At 64.5% G+C, this 15,315-nt stretch carries 17 protein-coding genes and 1 pseudogene; 11 read left to right on the top strand and 7 right to left on the bottom strand.

Going from position 1 to position 15,315, the window contains the following annotated elements; genetic code table 11:
- The first annotated feature begins 64 nt into the window (after positions 1 to 64).
- Positions 65 to 849, top strand: a pseudogene (locus H7A76_RS20580) (nucleotidyltransferase domain-containing protein).
- 32 nt (positions 850 to 881) lie between these two features.
- Here H7A76_RS20580 and H7A76_RS20575 read toward each other — a convergent pair.
- From H7A76_RS20575 to mqo, 3 genes are all read right to left on the bottom strand, one after another.
- On the bottom strand, positions 882 to 1,664 hold the full coding sequence (locus tag H7A76_RS20575; RefSeq protein WP_185700285.1) for a DeoR/GlpR family DNA-binding transcription regulator: 783 nt from the start codon (positions 1,662 to 1,664) through the stop codon (positions 882 to 884).
- 208 nt (positions 1,665 to 1,872) lie between these two features.
- Positions 1,873 to 2,592, bottom strand: coding sequence for a GNAT family N-acetyltransferase (locus tag H7A76_RS20570; RefSeq protein ID WP_185700193.1), 720 nt, complete (start codon positions 2,590 to 2,592; stop codon positions 1,873 to 1,875).
- Positions 2,593 to 2,825: 233 nt separating this feature from the next.
- A complete protein-coding gene (mqo, locus tag H7A76_RS20565; RefSeq protein ID WP_185700192.1) occupies positions 2,826 to 4,463 on the bottom strand; it encodes a malate dehydrogenase (quinone) in 1,638 nt (545 codons plus the stop codon).
- 709 nt (positions 4,464 to 5,172) lie between these two features.
- On the opposite strand from mqo, the gene H7A76_RS20560 reads away from it, so the two are divergent.
- From H7A76_RS20560 to H7A76_RS20550, 3 genes are all read left to right on the top strand, one after another.
- Positions 5,173 to 5,667, top strand: a complete 495-nt coding sequence (locus H7A76_RS20560; protein ID WP_185700191.1) for a PaaI family thioesterase — start codon at positions 5,173 to 5,175, stop codon at positions 5,665 to 5,667.
- Positions 5,668 to 5,737: 70 nt separating this feature from the next.
- The gene (locus H7A76_RS20555; protein WP_185700190.1) at positions 5,738 to 6,433 is read left to right on the top strand and encodes a DUF1963 domain-containing protein; all 696 of its coding nucleotides are present in this window, start codon (positions 5,738 to 5,740) and stop codon (positions 6,431 to 6,433) included.
- A gap of 99 nt (positions 6,434 to 6,532) precedes the next feature.
- Entirely contained in the window at positions 6,533 to 7,378 is an 846-nt protein-coding gene (locus H7A76_RS20550; RefSeq protein WP_185700284.1) for a CAP domain-containing protein, read from the top strand.
- A gap of 71 nt (positions 7,379 to 7,449) precedes the next feature.
- On the opposite strand, the gene H7A76_RS20545 is transcribed toward H7A76_RS20550, so the two are convergent.
- The gene (locus tag H7A76_RS20545) at positions 7,450 to 8,124 is read right to left on the bottom strand and encodes an ATPase (protein WP_185700189.1); all 675 of its coding nucleotides are present in this window, start codon (positions 8,122 to 8,124) and stop codon (positions 7,450 to 7,452) included.
- 190 nt (positions 8,125 to 8,314) lie between these two features.
- Here H7A76_RS20545 and H7A76_RS20540 point away from each other — a divergent pair, with 190 nt between their 5' ends.
- The 3 genes from H7A76_RS20540 (at position 8,315) to H7A76_RS20530 (ending at position 10,087) form a co-directional block, all read left to right on the top strand.
- Positions 8,315 to 8,863, top strand: a complete 549-nt coding sequence (locus H7A76_RS20540) for a hypothetical protein (RefSeq protein ID WP_185700188.1) — start codon at positions 8,315 to 8,317, stop codon at positions 8,861 to 8,863.
- 85 nt (positions 8,864 to 8,948) lie between these two features.
- Positions 8,949 to 9,590 (top strand): LysE family translocator, encoded by a 642-nt coding sequence (locus tag H7A76_RS20535; protein WP_185700187.1) that lies wholly within the window; start codon positions 8,949 to 8,951, stop codon positions 9,588 to 9,590.
- 11 nt (positions 9,591 to 9,601) lie between these two features.
- On the top strand, positions 9,602 to 10,087 hold the full coding sequence (locus H7A76_RS20530; protein WP_185700186.1) for a hypothetical protein: 486 nt from the start codon (positions 9,602 to 9,604) through the stop codon (positions 10,085 to 10,087).
- An 11-nt stretch (positions 10,088 to 10,098) separates the two neighbouring features.
- Here H7A76_RS20530 and H7A76_RS20525 read toward each other — a convergent pair whose 3' ends face one another.
- The 3 genes from H7A76_RS20525 to H7A76_RS20515 form a co-directional block, all read right to left on the bottom strand.
- Positions 10,099 to 10,281 (bottom strand): DUF1289 domain-containing protein, encoded by a 183-nt coding sequence (locus H7A76_RS20525; protein WP_185700185.1) that lies wholly within the window; start codon positions 10,279 to 10,281, stop codon positions 10,099 to 10,101.
- Position 10,282: 1 nt separating this feature from the next.
- Positions 10,283 to 10,654, bottom strand: coding sequence for a hypothetical protein (locus tag H7A76_RS20520; RefSeq protein ID WP_185700184.1), 372 nt, complete (start codon positions 10,652 to 10,654; stop codon positions 10,283 to 10,285).
- A 78-nt stretch (positions 10,655 to 10,732) separates the two neighbouring features.
- A complete protein-coding gene (locus tag H7A76_RS20515) occupies positions 10,733 to 12,298 on the bottom strand; it encodes a murein L,D-transpeptidase (protein ID WP_185700183.1) in 1,566 nt (521 codons plus the stop codon).
- Positions 12,299 to 12,448: 150 nt separating this feature from the next.
- Here H7A76_RS20515 and H7A76_RS20510 point away from each other — a divergent pair, with 150 nt between their 5' ends.
- The 4 genes from H7A76_RS20510 (at position 12,449) to H7A76_RS20495 (ending at position 15,096) form a co-directional block, all read left to right on the top strand.
- On the top strand, positions 12,449 to 13,174 hold the full coding sequence (locus tag H7A76_RS20510) for a murein L,D-transpeptidase catalytic domain family protein (RefSeq protein ID WP_022643762.1): 726 nt from the start codon (positions 12,449 to 12,451) through the stop codon (positions 13,172 to 13,174).
- A gap of 70 nt (positions 13,175 to 13,244) precedes the next feature.
- Complete coding sequence (locus H7A76_RS20505) at positions 13,245 to 13,550, top strand: hypothetical protein (RefSeq protein WP_185700182.1); 306 nt, start codon at positions 13,245 to 13,247, stop codon at positions 13,548 to 13,550.
- Positions 13,551 to 13,605: 55 nt separating this feature from the next.
- Positions 13,606 to 14,127, top strand: a complete 522-nt coding sequence (locus H7A76_RS20500; RefSeq protein WP_185700181.1) for an alpha-ketoglutarate-dependent dioxygenase AlkB — start codon at positions 13,606 to 13,608, stop codon at positions 14,125 to 14,127.
- A gap of 87 nt (positions 14,128 to 14,214) precedes the next feature.
- Positions 14,215 to 15,096, top strand: coding sequence for an alpha/beta fold hydrolase (locus H7A76_RS20495; RefSeq protein ID WP_185700180.1), 882 nt, complete (start codon positions 14,215 to 14,217; stop codon positions 15,094 to 15,096).
- Positions 15,097 to 15,315 lie beyond the last annotated feature (219 nt).

Below are 15,315 nucleotides of genomic sequence, written 5' to 3'. Positions count from 1 at the left end.
CAGGCGCCAAGCGGCCTGCCGTAGCCTGTTAAGCTGGCGCTGGTTTTTTCTCACAGGCCATCCCATGCAAATGCCCAGTACGTTCGGCGTCGATACCGAAGGCTCGATCAAGCTGCCTGCCGAGCCGCCCCTGCAACCCGAGTTCAGTGCCTTGCTCGATGAGCTGTGCCACAGCCTGGACCAGCCATCGCTGCACAGCCTCTACCTGTACGGCAGCCTGGCCCGGGGCGAGGCCCGGGTTGGAATCTCCGACCTGGACCTGACCCTCATCCTGCGACAGCCACCTGCCCCAGGGCTGCTCGATGAGCTGGAACAGCTGCGCCTGCAGTTGCAGGCGCGGCACCCCGAGGTGTCGAAGATCGATTTCGATATCGGCCACCTGGAGCAAGTCCTGGCCAGCCACAATCGCCCCAGCTGGGGTTATTGGCTCAAGCATCATTGTCGCTGCCTGCTGGGCGAGGACCTGCGCCAGCGCTTCGCCCCGTTCAAGCCCAGCCGGGAAATAGCCCTGGCGGTGAACGGTGACTTTCTTGCAGTGCTGAACGACTACGCCACGCGCCTCGACCACGCCTCAACGCCTGGGCAGGCCCTGCGCCTGCAACGCGAGGCCTCGCGCAAGCTCCTTCGCGCGACCAACCTGCTGCGCCCGGAGCAGGAACCGAGCTGGCCCCGCAGCCTGGACGAACATGCCCAGTTGTTTGTGCGGCACTACCCGCAATGAAGGCAGTCATCGACGAGTTCCGCCAAGCCGCCGAAGCAACAAGTCCCGCCGATGCCGGTTTCAGCAGCCTCTTGCGGCAGATGGCGCAGTGGATGAGCCAGCAAGAAAGTGGCGGACAGGTTCGCTGAAGTAGAAGCCCTGCTCTGGTAACTGCCTGGAGTCAGACCTGCAGTACCTCGACTCCCTGCTGTCGATAGCCTTCGAGCTCCGCGCTCGCCACTTCCTGCTCTGTAACCAGCCGGTGCAGGCGGTTGCAGGGCGCCACGACAAAAGGCTCCATGGCCCCGAGCTTGTCGGCGGTGGTCACGGCAATGACTTGCGCGGCGCTGTCGAACATCGCCTGCTTGATCGACACTTCATCGAAATGCAGGGAGCTGATGCCGATCTGCGGGTGGATCGCACAGACCCCGGTGAACAACAGGTCGGCCTTGATCCCCTGGAGCATCCGCAGCGCTTCATGGCCGCTGGCCGCCAGCGTCGCCGGGTTGAGCTGGCCGCCGGCCAGGATCACCCGGACCCTGGGGTATTCGGCCAGGGCCACGGCGATCAGCGGCGAGGCGGTGACCGCGGTCAGGCCGATGTCCCGGGGCAGCGAGCGGGCAATGTGCAAGGTGGTGGAGCCGGAGTCGAACAACACCGTCTGTCCCTCCTGCACCCACTGTGCGGCGAACTGCGCCAGGTGCATTTTCACCGCGTCGGTCTCGCCCACCCGGGTGAAATAATCCTTGCCGCTGTCCCTGGGCCGGGGCAGCGCACCACCGTGGACCCGCTGCACCAGGCCGGCGGCATCCAGCTCCGCCAGGTCGCGGCGGATGGTGTCCTCGGAGACCGAAAAATGCCGGCTCAGCTCGGCGGCCATGACCTTGCCGTCGCGCTCCAGCAGCAGGAGGATCTTTTGCCGGCGCAGGGACGGCAGTTCAGCGGTGGAATGCAGGTTTTGCATGTTCATGCCCGTTTCTGCGTGTTTATGCGAGATTATCCAGGCCAGAGCAGCGGTACAAGTCCTTCTATCCAGCACCACCCGAAGGCCCTGCGGGCCTTGGCGCAGCCTCGCCGGGGCTCGACAGCGGCTACAGGAGCCATGCGTTGAGGCTTCGTGTAGCCGCTGTCGCAGGCTGCGCACGGGCGCGCAGCGGCCGCAAGGAACAGGGTCAGACCAGGCGCGGTGCCCGAGAGCGGTGCAAGGCCGCTTCGCCCAGGCGCTCGCGCACCAGCTCCTGGGCCTGGCGGGTCAGTTGGTCGAGGTGGCGGTCGCGCTTCTTCTCCGCCTCGATCATCGCCTTGCGCCCATGCTGCGCCAGCAGGTAGGCATGGATCTGCCGCACCTCCACCGAGTTGTAGATCGGCGCCACATCCAGCACTGCCAGCAAGCCATCGCTGCCATGCTCGCGGGTGTTCATCAGCACCTGCGGGCCACGGGCGCCCAGCAGTTGGAACCCCAGGGCCTCGAAGCACTGGAGCTTGGCCGGGCTGCAGGCCAGCTCGGCATGGGGATAGCGTGCGCGCATCGCCGCAAGCATTTGCCGGGCAATACCCTGGCGGCGCAGGTCCTGGCGGACCGCCATATAGGCCACGGCGCAAGCCTCGGGGTCGTCCTTGAGCGGCAGGTAGAGCAAGAAGCCCTGCACCTGCTCCGGGTCCAGCGGGTCGCTGGCCACCAGCAACTCCACGGCGAGATCCCGGGAACCGTCCATGGCCTGCAGGTACAGGTGCACCTCGTAGCCGACGCCGTACTGGTAGAGGTTGTACAGCGGATTGCTGGGAGCGATGGCGACCGCACTGATATCGGTGATGTAGTCCACCACCATCTGCTGGATCTGGCTCTGGATGGCTTCGGCGGGCGGGGCCTGGAACAGGGTGATACTGGACATCTGGGCGGTGACTCCGAGGGTTGGGGCATGTCCGCCGGGAGCGGGCGCGCCATGATACCCCTTCACGCAGGCGCAGGGGCGCATCGCCGCATGGCGAGGCAAGGCAAGATGGGAAAGGCTTGGGGAGTTTGCTGACCCATTGCGGCAGCGATACGCCACCGCAATCGGAACAGCCAGCCGATGCCAAGGGCATCGGCGATGTCCCGCCCGGCGAACGCGGGCGGGAGCGGGGCTTACAGCGCCATGTCGGCCGCTGGGTTGCTTTCAGGCTTGGCCAGGCTGGCCGGCGCTTGAGGAGCCGCACCCTTGACCGGTGGCGGCGGGGTCAGTTGCAGCACTTCGGCGGTGTAGGCCCATTCTTTGGCCACACGCTCAGGGCTGTCGTTCAGGGCAGTGCCGTAGCTCGGTACGATCTGCTTCAGCTTCTCCTGCCAGGCTGGAGTGGCCACCTGGTCCTTGAAGACTTTCTGCAGCACGCTGAGCATGATCGGCGCGGCGGTCGAAGCGCCCGGGGAAGCGCCCAGCAGGCCGGCGATGCTGCCGTCCTGGGAAGCGACGATCTCGGTGCCCAGTTTCAGCACGCCGCCCTTCTCTTCGTCACGCTTGATGATCTGCACGCGCTGGCCGGCCTGCCACAGGCGCCAGTCTTCCTGCTTGGCGTTGGGGAAGTATTCCTTGAGCGCCGCGAAACGGTCGTCATCCGACAGCATCAGCTGGCCGGCCAGGTATTCCACCAGCGGGTACTGCTCGATGCCCACCTTGGTCATCGGCCAGATGTTGTGGGTGGTGGTGCTGGTCAGCAGGTCGAAGTACGAACCTTCCTTGAGGAACTTGGTGGAGAAGGTGGCGAACGGGCCAAACAGGATCACGCGCTTGCCATCCAGGACGCGGGTGTCCAGGTGCGGTACGGACATCGGTGGCGCGCCGACCGAAGCCTTGCCGTAGGCCTTGGCCAGGTGCTGCTCGGCAACGCTGGCGTTGTCGGTCACCAGGAACGAGCCACCCACTGGGAAACCGGCGTATTCGTTGGCCTCGGGGATACCCGATTTCTGCAGCAGGTGCAGGGCGCCGCCGCCAGCGCCGATGAACACGAACTTGGCGTCGGTCTCGGTTTTCGAACCGTCCTTGAGGTTCTTGTAGGTCACGCGCCACGAGCCATCTTGGTTGCGCTCGATTTCTTCTACTTCGCTGGACAGCTTCAGGGCGAAGTTGGGCTGGGCCTGCAGGTGGGCGACGAACTGGCGGGTGATCTCGCCGAAGTTGACGTCGGTGCCGATCGGGCTCCAGGTCGCAGCGATCTTCTGCGCCGGGTCACGCCCTTCCATCATCAGTGGAACCCACTTCTTGATCTGCTCGGCGTCTTCGGAGTACTGCATGCCGCTGAACAGCGGGCTGGCTTGCAGGGCCTCGTAGCGAGCCTTGAGGAACTTGATGTTGTCATCGCCCCAGACGAAGCTCATGTGCGGCGTGGAGTTGATGAACGAACGCGGGTTCTTCAGGACGCCGGTCTTGACCTGCCACGACCAGAACTGGCGGGAGATCTGGAACGCTTCGTTGATCTCGATGGCCTTGGCGATCTCGATCTTGCCGTCCTTGCCTTCAGGGGTGTAGTTCAGCTCGGCCAGGGCCGAGTGGCCGGTACCGGCGTTGTTCCAGCCGTTGGAGCTTTCCTCGGCCACGCCATCCAGGCGCTCGACCATCTCCATGGACCAGTCCGGCTGCAGCTCGTTGAGCCAGACGCCGAGGGTCGAACTCATGATGCCGCCGCCGATCAGCAGCACATCCACTTTTTTTGGCTCGGCCGCATGGGCGGTCGTCAGCCCTATCGACATCGCCAGCCCGATGAGGGCCGTGTTCACTTTCTTCAACATTCTGTAGTACCTACGATAGAACGCCATCCGCCGCCCGATCCTCGATCCTGTGAATCCCGGAGGGTGCGAAACAGGCATTTCGCAGGTCCTGGATGAACGCATTCATGAGAACTGGGGGGTGGGCACACAAGGGCCGACGAAACGCGCTCGACCTCAGTTTTATATCGCTCCGGTGCTGACTTCTTGTCGTTGTTGGCTCAGCTACATGAGTGACACTTGTTACTCGGGGCTCGTCACGGGACACAGCCGACAGGCAGCCGCCCTGCTCCTTTCCATGTGCCGCTGGCGCCGAATCGACGGGCAACGGCGGTACCCGCCTTCGCGGGAACCAGCAGGGAAAAAGGGTCGGATTCCACCAAGGAAGGTGGATGGACACTGCCTGACATTACGCTCGGCAGGTTTGCCAGAGACACCCGCACGCTTGCAAAGGACCCGTTCAGGCCATTTGAAGCAAAGCACAGGGGGCATATTTTTGCACAAACGATGAACCGATTCAGCGCAAGAATATCATTACGGCATCAGCCTGTCTTGGCTGCAGCGCCCTTGGCAAACCCCGAGGCACTACGACATCCGCCGCAATCAATGCGTCACAAGGACGCTGGCGCAAATCCTTTCCCGGCGCCGCCGCAGACCTTGGCCTGTGGCACCACCACGGGCATCATGGCCGACCGCGCTACCCGCCAGACCATCGTCAAGGACAAGAACAACCATGCACGCGACTTCCCTGCAAGACACCACCGCGCCCGAGGGCGTCTGCTTCGGCTGCGGCAGCAGCAACCACCATGGCCTGCACATCAAGAGCCATTGGCACGAGGACGGTGTCCATGTGGTCGCCGAACACCTGCCCGAAGCCAAGTACTGCGGCTGGCCGGACCTGGTGTATGGCGGCCTGATCGCCATGCTGGTGGACTGCCACTCCAACTGGACCGCCATGGCCTACCACTACCGCAACGAACAGCGGACCCCGGGCAGCCTGCCGCGCATCGACTGCGTGACGGGCAACCTGGGGATCAAGTTCATCAAGCCGACCCCCATGGGCGTGCCCCTGACCCTGCGCGCCCGGGTCGAAGGTGAAGTCGCGCGCAAGAGCCGGGTGGTGTGCGAGGTGTATGCCGGCGACGTGCTCACGGCCATCGGCGACTCGCTGTTCGTACGGGTCGATACCCAGCAACTGGCCAACGCGGCCCATGGCCGTGAAGGCTGAGAAACGGCCGGGGTGGCCTTGCCGACGAGCGCGCCAGTCCCCTTACCAAGACAAGGAAATACGCCCGAACATGGATATCCAGGAAATCCAGCGCCAGTTGGCCAAACCGGCGCTGAAGTTCACCGCCGGCGGTTTTCGCCCCAGCCATAGCGATGAAGAGAGTTGGCTGGGCCGAGTCTTCCTGTTTCGCGAAGACGAAGAGCTGCCACGCAACAGCGCGGGGGAAACCCTGCTGCCCTTCGCCCAGTTCCACCTGCCCTCCCTGCCCTTTCGCAGCCCGCCTTTGCAAGGCGTCAAGGTACTCACGGTGTTCATCGCCAACCCCTTTCCCGATGAGCTCGAACCCATGGGCGAGCGTTGGCTGGTGCGCGAATACCGTGACGAGGACGCATTGGTGCGCAAGGAGCTGACGGCCGATAAGGCCTTTCTCAAGCCCTTCCCACTCAAGGCCGAGGTGGTACCCGCCGACTATCCGCTGTGGGACGGCGGCGGCGTGCCCCGGGACCTGGAGCTGGAAATCCTCGAACTGGAACGCTCCGGTCGCATCGAGAGCTACTACGACCTGACCACCCACTGCTACGAACACAAGCTGGGGGGCTACCCATCGTTCTGCCAGTCGGGGATCGACCCGGGCGAAGGCTTCGAGTTCGTGATGCAGATTTCCTCCGACGCCAAGATCAACCTCAACGTGGTGGACAGTGGCAGCCTGATGTTCTGGAAGCACCGGGACAGCGGCGAATGGGCGCTGTACTACGACTTCTACTGAGGCGCGCCGGCTGACGCCGATTTCATCCGCCCATGGATGAAAAGCCCTGGCGGCGAGTGCATCATGGGCACGTCCGATTCCTGGGAGACCTTCATGTCCATGCGTTCATTGCTGTTGCCCGTCGCCATCCTGTCCCTGGGCCTGCTGGGCCCGGCCGGGGCCATGGCCGACGACCAGGCACAGTTGATCGAGTCGATCAACGCCTACCGCAGCCAGCCGCAACGCTGCGCCAACCAGGCCTCGTCCGAACTGCCGCCGCTGGCCAGCGACCCGCGCCTGATCCTGCCGGTGGACAACGTCGGCGACTTGCAGCAGGCCCTGGCACGGGCGGCCTACCCCATGGTCAACGTCCAGGCCATCAGCCTGTCCGGCCCGCGTGATGCCCAAGCGGCGATGCAGGCGATCCGCGAGAGTTTCTGCCAGGTGGTGCTGGACCCGCAGTTCGTCGATATCGCGGTCAATCGCCAGGCCACCCAGTGGCGCATCGTCCTCGCCCGCCCGCTATTGTCGGCACGCCTGGGCGATTGGCAGGCCGAGGGCCAGCAATTGCTGGCGCAGATCAACAACGCCCGCAGCCAGGCGCGGCAATGTGGCGGCCAGGGTTTTGCCGCCACCGCGCCCCTGGCCTGGAGCGCCACCCTGGGCGAAACCGCCCAGGAACATAGCCGGGCCATGGCCAACCAGAACTACTTCGACCACAAGGATCGCGACGGGCGCACCCCTGGCGACCGCGCGGAACTGGCAGGTTACGCCGGCCAGCAAGTGGGCGAGAACATCGCCGCCGGCCAGGACAGCGTGCGCAAGGTAGTGGATGGCTGGCTGGCCAGCCCCGGGCATTGCGCCAACCTGATGAACCCAGCCTACCGTGAGCTGGGCGCGGCCTATGCGGTGGACCCCAAAAGCGATGCCGGCATCTACTGGACCGCGATGTTCGGCGCGCCTTGAGCCCACATGAAGCCCCCCTGAACGAAAACGCCCCGACAAGTCGGGGCGTTTGCATTACAGCCAGGACAGCGTCACTGATTGACCGCCATCTGCCCGGCATCCTCCTGGCTCACCAGGGCCTTGAGCGAGAGGTCGAACTGTTTCAGGGCATCGAGCTGCAGCTCGGTCTGCTGGTTGATCTGGGCAGCGATTTCCGGGGCCGCCTTGCCCCGCACCCAGACCGAAGGCAGGTCCTTGGCCCGGACCCCTTCGGCCTGGCCGATGTACTGCAGGTTGGAGTCGTAGAACTTGGCGATGAAGCGCGCCTCCACCCGGTTGTTGCGCTTGGTCACCAGCTGGTTGTAGGTGTCGAGCATTACCACCACGTCGGGATGGGCCTGGACCACGGCATCGAGGTTGTCGTAGACGGTCACCGCAGCGAAGTGCTTGCTCAGCGAAGCCATCAACCAGTTGATCGCCAACTTCGGATCGGAGCTGTTGACGAAGGCCTGGCTGATACGAGGATCGAGGCCGGCGTTCTTCGCGCCGTTGAGCGCCACCGAATGGTAGTGCTCCAGGTACTCCAGGGTATTGAGGGTGTTCTCGCTGTACAGCACACCAACCGATTGCGCGTGCTGCAGGTTGGCGCCGCTGTCGGCCATGGGCAGGAAATGGCAGGCCATGTCATCGGCAGCCAGGGCCACCGCTGGAGCACCGGTTCCCGAGAGCAAGACGACGACAAGGGCTAGCAAAGTCGAGATTCTCATCGGGTATTTCCTTCTGCAACAAAAACGGCGTAAGCGCTATCTTCCTCCTTTGCAGGAAAAACGGAACCTCCACTTTTTGATGATAACTATCGATCACGGCAATGATGTAGAGCGGTAAAACGGCCCGTTGGCTAGAATCGCCCGCTGCCGTTCATCTTGAGCAGTGCACAAGCCAGCAAGCGGAGCCACCATGGACCCATCCCCCCTGCAATCCCTGCGCGAAACCATCAGGCAGCAGCCGATCGGCCCGGCCCCGGCGCCCTGGGTACTGGTCACCCGACGCGCCACCGGCAGCCTGCTGGAAGTCGGCTTCGATCGTGATCGGGAATTGCTGCTGGTGATCTCCAGTACCGGGCGCAGTGTCATCGATTGCGAGACCGGCCAGAAGATCGCCCGGGACTACACCGAAGAGGTCGAAAGCGATCGCTACCTCGAGGCCGAGGGCATCGGGCCCCTGGCGGGCCGACGCATCGCCATGTCAGGGATCAATGGCGGCAGCCTGCCCTTGGGCAGCGACGATGGCTGGGCGGTGCACAATGTGCCCCTGGCCTGGCCCGAACAGCACTTGTTGCTGGTCGAACCAGGCTCCTGGCTCTACGGCGCCCAGCACAACCGCCCGGCGACCTTCCACAAGCTAGCCATCGAGCATGAGTGCCGGGCCTTTGGTTTCTCCTACAGCGGCCGGAGCCTGGTGATCGCCTCGTCCTGTGACCTGGTGGTCTACCACCGCACGCTCTAATCGGCACGTTCGCAGCGTGTCGCAGAGGATTTCCCGGCGGTTTGTCCTGTAGAATCCAGCCTCCCTTTCCCGACGAGTCCAAGCCATGGATGCCCACTCGATACTTGCCTATACCCTGGTCGCCGCCATCGCCATCGCCAGCCCTGGCCCGGCCACCCTGGTGGCGCTGCACAACAGCGTGACCTACGGCGCCAAGTCCACCCTGTGGTCATCCCTGGGCAATATCAGTGGCCTGTTCTGCATGTCCGCGGCGGCCATGCTGGGCCTGGGGGCGCTGATCGCCAGTTCCGAATGGGTATTCAACGCCGTGAAGATCCTCGGCGCCGGCTACCTGTTCTACCTCGGTGCCAAGCAGTTGCTGAGCAAGAGCCCATTGCTCAGCGCCAACAATCCGGATGACCAGCGCGTCAGCGCCCCGCCGCGGTTCAAGCTGTTCAAGTCGGCGTTCCTGACCGCCGCCACCAACCCCAAGGCGACCATCTTCTTCACCGCGCTGTTCCCGCAGTTCATCGACCAGCATGCCGCCCTGCTGCCGCAGTTCTTCATCCTGACCCTGATCTTCATGGCCCTGTCGCTGGTCTCGCTGAGCATCTATGCCCTGCTGGCCTCCCGGGCCAAAGGCGTGCTGACCCGCCCGGCGCTGTCGAAATGGGTCAACCGGGTCGTGGGCTCCACCTTCATCTTCTTCGGCAGCACCATCCTGGCCATGCGCCGCCAAGGGGTGTAGGTTTCCGGGCCATGCAGATAGATCTCCTCAACACACCCCTACTTGGCCACTGGAAAGTTCGTCCAGGTGTCATGCAATGCGAACAGCAGTTCGGTATCCGCCTGATCTATGTTGAGCACCCGAGCGATGAGCTGCCACAGCATAGATTGGCGGCGGTGCAACAACAGGTCCAAGCTGCCTGGGATGACATTCCCCAGGCCCTGGCCTTCGCCGAACAACTGTGTGATCCAAATATTCGCCAGCTATGGCAGAGGTATCAGCAGAAGCAACTGCTGTCACCGCCCCTCGCTGTCTACTCGATCCATTTCGAGATCGATAATCCTCACCCCTCCTACTGCATCTCTGAAGATCCGGATTTTGATTGGGACAAGACGCTAACGGTAGAGGACGAATTCGGTCAGGACTACAAACTCGAGCTCACTGAACTGCAACCCCAGAAAGATTTCTGGTTAAGTGTCAGGCGTTTGGGCGCGGGACAGTTTCAAAATGACATTTGACTAACCAGGTCTCAGCCCTGCTTTTTGCGCAGGGCCTTGAGGCGGGCGCCGGCCCGTTGCGCGGCGGCCATCTTCTCTGGGCGCTTCATGCGTTTCCACTTGCGGATATCGTCCTTGGTGCGCCCGCAGCTCACGCACAAGTCGCCGCTGAGCTGGCACAGGGCAATACAGGGGTTGTCGATTTCCTTGGCCATCTCAGCCCCGCCCCGGTCGCAGGCGCGCCAGGCGCCGGGTCCAATCACCACCACTGATCCGCTGGCACTGTTCTTCGCTGTCGAAGAACACATGGCCTGCCACCGGTTCAAGGGTGACGCCGGCATCCGCCAGCGCCCGGGCCGTGAGTTCGATCATCCACGGACCCTCTCCCGCCGCCAGGGCCCGCTCCTTGTCGGCCTGGGCAGCGAACACCCAAACCACCACCAGACTCGCGGGAAACACCGCGTAGTCCACTTCGTGGGTCAACCAGGAAAAACCTTCGAGGCGGATCTTGGCCGCTTCGCAGGCTTCGGTGAGGGTAGTGGCCAGCAAGCGCTCCATGGCAGCTTGCTGGCGTTTGGTCAGTGGCATGGCGCAGTCTTGGATCCGTGGCGAAAAAGGCCGCACACAATACCGCAAGTCACCAGGCCAGGCCGCGGTTTGCGCAAGTCAGATCTTGCTGCCCAGGGCGGTGGACAGCAGCGGGTCATGCCCGTAGATGTCCGGTGCATACAGCAATTGCCCATGGCTGTCGGCCTGCACCGTCCAGTAGGTGAGCAGGATCGGCACCGGCTTGGCCAGGCGGAACTCGTGGGTCAGGCCGGTGGCCAGCAAATCGTTGGTACGCAAGCGCTCCGCCGGGCTGAGCAACCAGTCGCGCAGTTGCAGTGCCTGCTCGACCCGCACGCAGCCGGAGCTGAAGGCCCGCGGCCCCTTGCTGAACAGCGCCTGGCTCGGCGTATCGTGCAGGTAGACCGAGAACGGGTTGGGAAAACGGATGGCGATGCGCCCCAGGGGATTACGCGGCCCGGCCCCCTGGCGCAGGAGGATGTTGCCCGGACGCTCCCAATCGATGTCCTCGGCGGCCAGGGGCTGGCCATTGGCGTCCAGCACCTGCAGGTCCTGTCGATTGAGGAAACCCTGGTCACGGCGGATCTGCGGCAGCTTGTCTTCCTTGAGGATGGTCGGCGGCACGGTCCAGGTCGGGTTCAGGGTCAGGCGCGTGACCTGGGACTTGAGCAGCGGCGTCTGGCGCTCGGCGCGACCGACCTGGGTGCGGGTCTGCCAGACCAGCGCATCGTGCTGGTAGAAACTCAACTGCGCCGCGGCGACGTTGACCAGCACGATGTTCGGCTCGAAGTCCCGGGCCAGCCAACGCAGGCGTTCGAGGTTGATGCGCAACTGCTCGCGACGCAGGGCCGGGCTGACGTTCATTTCCTTCAGGGTGCCAGCCCCCACCACGCCGTCGGCCTGCAGCGAGTGGCTGAGCTGGAAACTCTTCACCGCACTCACCAGATCGTCGCTGTAGATGTTGTCGGCATCGACCCTGGGGCTGGCCAGGAAACCGCCGTGATACAGGCGCTGGGCCAGGTCCGGGACACGCTTGTCCTCCATGTGTGGGCGCAACAACGGGCCGCCGGCCACGTCTTGCCAACGGGGCAAGGGCTGTTGCCGCTCATGGGCATAGGCCCGGCGCAGGTTGCGGTACTGCTCGAGGTTGGGCCGTGCCCGGTCGAATGCCGCGCCGAGGTCATCCAGCCCCGGCCCGGCAATGGCCAGCAACACGCCCTGGCGATCGTCCGGCAACGGCTGGGCCCGCCACAATGGCTCGAAGCGGGTCTGCGACAGGCGCCCGTAATGCAGGTCCTGCAGGGCTTGCAGGTACTGGTGGCTGATATCGATGTCGCGGCACAAGCCATCGCCCCCCGCGCTGGCCGGTGGCAGGCGATAGTGCCCAGGGTCCAGGCCGTCATCGACCAAGCCCGCCAATTGCGCCTGCAGTTGTTCCAGGCGCGCCCCGGTCGACCACACCGGTTGCTCGCCCTGCTCGCGATAGAACGCCTGCAACAATTGCTGCGTCGGCAGGTCCAGGCGCGGGGCCAGTGCCGGGCAGGCCAGCGCCGGCTGGGCCAGCGCCCCCGGCAGGGGGCTCGCCGGCGGCAAGTCCTCGGCCAGCGCGACCAATGGCGCAGCGAGCAGCCACAGGCTCAAGTAACATGCGTGTTTTTTGAACAACTGCTTTACTCCAATCCATTGCCCTCAGGCTGAGGGCCAAGCGTTACGGCAGATGCAGAGAACAATCAGGCCTGGGAATTAAACATATAGACCAGACTGCCGGGGAGACAGGACGTCGGGAGCCAAAGTGACCATGGGGATGTTTTAGACATGTTGACCTTCTTGTGCCGATTCTGCCTGGCGGCCCTTGCCCTGGGCGCCATTTGCAGTCCTTCCTTCGCTTCCAGCAAACCTCGCCCCACCACCAGCCCGACGCTGTACGCCAGCCTCGCCCACGCCGCCCCGGACCTCAACCCCCAGGCCCTGAAAAGCGCCCTGAGCGCCATGCAGTGCGCGGTCAGCAGCGGTGCGCGGCAAGCCCGGCACCTGGCGGTGATCGACTACTCCCAGCCCTCCACCGCCCGACGCCTGTGGATCTTCGACCTGCGCAGCAAGAAGCTGGTGCTGCGCGACCTGGTGGCCCACGGGCAGAAATCCGGGGAAAACTTCGCCACGCAATTCTCCAACCGCCTGGGCAGCTATCAATCCAGCCTGGGCCTGTTCCGCACCCAGGAAAGCTACGAAGGCAGCCATGGCTACTCGCTGCGCATGGATGGCCTGGAGCCGGGCTTCAACGACCGGGCCCGTGACCGCGACATCGTGATCCATGCCGCCGACTACGTGAACCCCTTGTGGAGCCAGCGCCAGGGCCGCATCGGCCGCAGCCAGGGCTGCCCGGCCGTGCGTCCGCAGGTGGCGCGCCAGGTCATAGACAAGCTCAAGGACGGCCAGTTCATGTTCTCCTGGTATCCCGACCAGCGCTGGCTCAAATCCTCGGCCTACCTCAACTGCCAGCCGCGCCAGGTGGCGAGCATCCTCGGCGCCAACGGCGGCTGAACCCGCCGGCACTTGCACGAAGCAACGAGGGCGAGCTACCGTCGCGGTCCGCCCTCTCTCGCTCGATCCCATGCCTAGATTCCTGCTCCACGGCCCCGGCCCGCGCCCGGCCTTCTACCGGGTCGCCGAACACCTGTGGGGCACCGGGTGCAATGTCGATTCCGATGGCGACAGCCACAGCGCGGCCGATGACCAGTGGACAGAGCTGACCCTGATCCTGCGGGCCGACAGCACGCAGCGCCTGGACATCGATCCGCTATCCAAGACGCCCCTGGTCCTGGCCATCAGCGCCTCCCGGATCGAACTGGGGCGACAGGCCGGGGAATTTCTCCAGGCCCGTTGCGGCGGCACCCTGGAACTCCAGGCAAGGCGCTGAAGCTCGCGGCGACCCACTCCCGTCATTTTCTTTCTCCAGCCAAGGCAGGCCCGGCATGACCGCACCCGATATCGATTTCGTCACCCATTTCATCCCCGATCCCCGCGCGCTGTTCGAGCAGCTCAAGGCCTCGGTGTCCTGGGACGAGCGCATGCGCGCGCGCAAGACCGCCAGCTTCGGCCTGCCCTATGACTATTCGCAGATCAGCTACCCGGCGGTCCCCATGCCCGAGGTGCTGGAGCGGCTGTGCCCGGCCATCGAGCAATTGCTGGGGTTTCGTCCCAATAATTGCCTGCTCAACTTCTACCCCGACGGCCAGTCGTCCATGGGCTTTCATTCCGATGCCAACGAACAACTGGTGCCAGGCACCGGCGTGGTGGTGATTTCCCTGGGGCATGCGCGCAGCATGCTGTTCAAGCACAAGCAAAGTGGCCGGATCCACGAATACAACCTGGGCGCCGGTTCGCTGCTGCATATGTCCGACGCCTTGCAAACCCAGTGGTTGCACGCGATCCCCAAGGCGTCGGGTGCCGGCGAGCGAATCAGCCTGTCGTTCCGCCAGCTCCAGGACCGATAGTGCTGGAGGCGGTCCGGATCGACCCTTGACTCGGATTTCAGCCCGTCGACAATGCCCGGCTGTGCCCACCGCCCCTGTCGAGGCTCCATGCAGTTGATTCCCTGGTCCCATCCATGCCGCGAAGGCTTCACCCTGCGCGGCCTGCGCTCCGTGCCCTCGGGCAAGCCGTTGCTGCACTTTCTCCATGGCAACGGCTTCTGCGCCATGGCCTACCAACCGATGCTGGCGCTGCTGGCCGAGTCTTTCGACCTGTGGCTCAGCGACGTCCAGGGCCACGGCGACAGTGACCATGGTGGCCCGTTCCTGGGCTGGAACCGCACCGCGCAACTGGCCGCCGAAGCCTTCGAAGCCGGGCTGGCGGACTACGGCGCAGTACCGCGCCATGCCCTGGGGCATAGCTTTGGCGCGGTACTGACCTGCCTGGTGCTGGCCGAGCGCCCACAACTGTTCACCCGGGCCGTGCTGCTCGACCCGGTACTGTTCACCCCCTCGATGATCAGCTCGCTGCGGGTGCTGTCGGTGCTGGGCCTGAACCGCCGCCACAGCCTGGCGCGCAAGGCCGCCTCTCGCCGGCGCCACTGGCCCGACCGCACGGCGGCCCGGGCTGCCCTGGCCAATCGCGGGGTGTTCAAGGGCTGGTGCGACGAGGCCTTGGCCGCCTACATCGAGCACGGCCTGAAGGACGACGGCCAGGGCGTGGCGCTCAAGTGCGCCCCCGAGCGTGAAGTGGATATCTTCAGCTCCGTTCCCCGGCGCCTGTGGCAGGCCCTGGGCCAGATCCGCACCCCGACCCTGGCGATCCGCGGGCACGACAGCTACCCCTATGTCGCCCGCTCGATCGAGCGCTGGGCCGCCATCAACCGGCACCTGCACACCCAGGTGCTCGACGGCCACCATTGCTTCATGCAGGAACGCCCAGCCGCCAGTGCCGACGCGGTCGCGGGCTTCCTCCTGGAACAGACCGGCTGAATCCCTTCAGCAAACCGCCCGAAATACATGTCATTGTGCTATCATCCGGCGGTTTTCCGGCTCGGGGGCCTGACCCCGCCTAGACGGGATAACGCTCGCCAAAGGCGCCGCCAGATGCGCCTGGTGCCAGCCTTGTGTGCAAAAACGCCGACGGCGCCATGGAGCCTGCTCCATAGCGCGCCGCACCGATGCAACCGCGCTTCGCACGCCGGTTGCGCT

Origin of the sequence: Pseudomonas sp. MSSRFD41, from assembly GCF_014230245.1 — a bacterium.
Taxonomy (GTDB): Bacteria; Pseudomonadota; Gammaproteobacteria; order Pseudomonadales; family Pseudomonadaceae; genus Aquipseudomonas; species Aquipseudomonas piscis.
This window is presented reverse-complemented; position numbering and strand designations above follow the sequence as displayed.

Coding starts and splice junctions, on each gene's coding strand:
- H7A76_RS20575 (WP_185700285.1), bottom strand. CDS start 1,664: ATGCAAAACCTGCATTCCACCGCTGAACTGCCGTCCCTGCGCCGGCAA.
- H7A76_RS20570 (WP_185700193.1), bottom strand. CDS start 2,592: ATGTCCAGTATCACCCTGTTCCAGGCCCCGCCCGCCGAAGCCATCCAG.
- mqo (WP_185700192.1), bottom strand. CDS start 4,463: ATGTTGAAGAAAGTGAACACGGCCCTCATCGGGCTGGCGATGTCGATA.
- H7A76_RS20560 (WP_185700191.1), top strand. CDS start 5,173: ATGCACGCGACTTCCCTGCAAGACACCACCGCGCCCGAGGGCGTCTGC.
- H7A76_RS20555 (WP_185700190.1), top strand. CDS start 5,738: ATGGATATCCAGGAAATCCAGCGCCAGTTGGCCAAACCGGCGCTGAAG.
- H7A76_RS20550 (WP_185700284.1), top strand. CDS start 6,533: ATGCGTTCATTGCTGTTGCCCGTCGCCATCCTGTCCCTGGGCCTGCTG.
- H7A76_RS20545 (WP_185700189.1), bottom strand. CDS start 8,124: ATGAGAATCTCGACTTTGCTAGCCCTTGTCGTCGTCTTGCTCTCGGGA.
- H7A76_RS20540 (WP_185700188.1), top strand. CDS start 8,315: ATGGACCCATCCCCCCTGCAATCCCTGCGCGAAACCATCAGGCAGCAG.
- H7A76_RS20535 (WP_185700187.1), top strand. CDS start 8,949: ATGGATGCCCACTCGATACTTGCCTATACCCTGGTCGCCGCCATCGCC.
- H7A76_RS20530 (WP_185700186.1), top strand. CDS start 9,602: ATGCAGATAGATCTCCTCAACACACCCCTACTTGGCCACTGGAAAGTT.
- H7A76_RS20525 (WP_185700185.1), bottom strand. CDS start 10,281: ATGGCCAAGGAAATCGACAACCCCTGTATTGCCCTGTGCCAGCTCAGC.
- H7A76_RS20520 (WP_185700184.1), bottom strand. CDS start 10,654: ATGCCACTGACCAAACGCCAGCAAGCTGCCATGGAGCGCTTGCTGGCC.
- H7A76_RS20510 (WP_022643762.1), top strand. CDS start 12,449: ATGTTGACCTTCTTGTGCCGATTCTGCCTGGCGGCCCTTGCCCTGGGC.
- H7A76_RS20505 (WP_185700182.1), top strand. CDS start 13,245: ATGCCTAGATTCCTGCTCCACGGCCCCGGCCCGCGCCCGGCCTTCTAC.
- H7A76_RS20500 (WP_185700181.1), top strand. CDS start 13,606: ATGACCGCACCCGATATCGATTTCGTCACCCATTTCATCCCCGATCCC.
- H7A76_RS20495 (WP_185700180.1), top strand. CDS start 14,215: ATGCAGTTGATTCCCTGGTCCCATCCATGCCGCGAAGGCTTCACCCTG.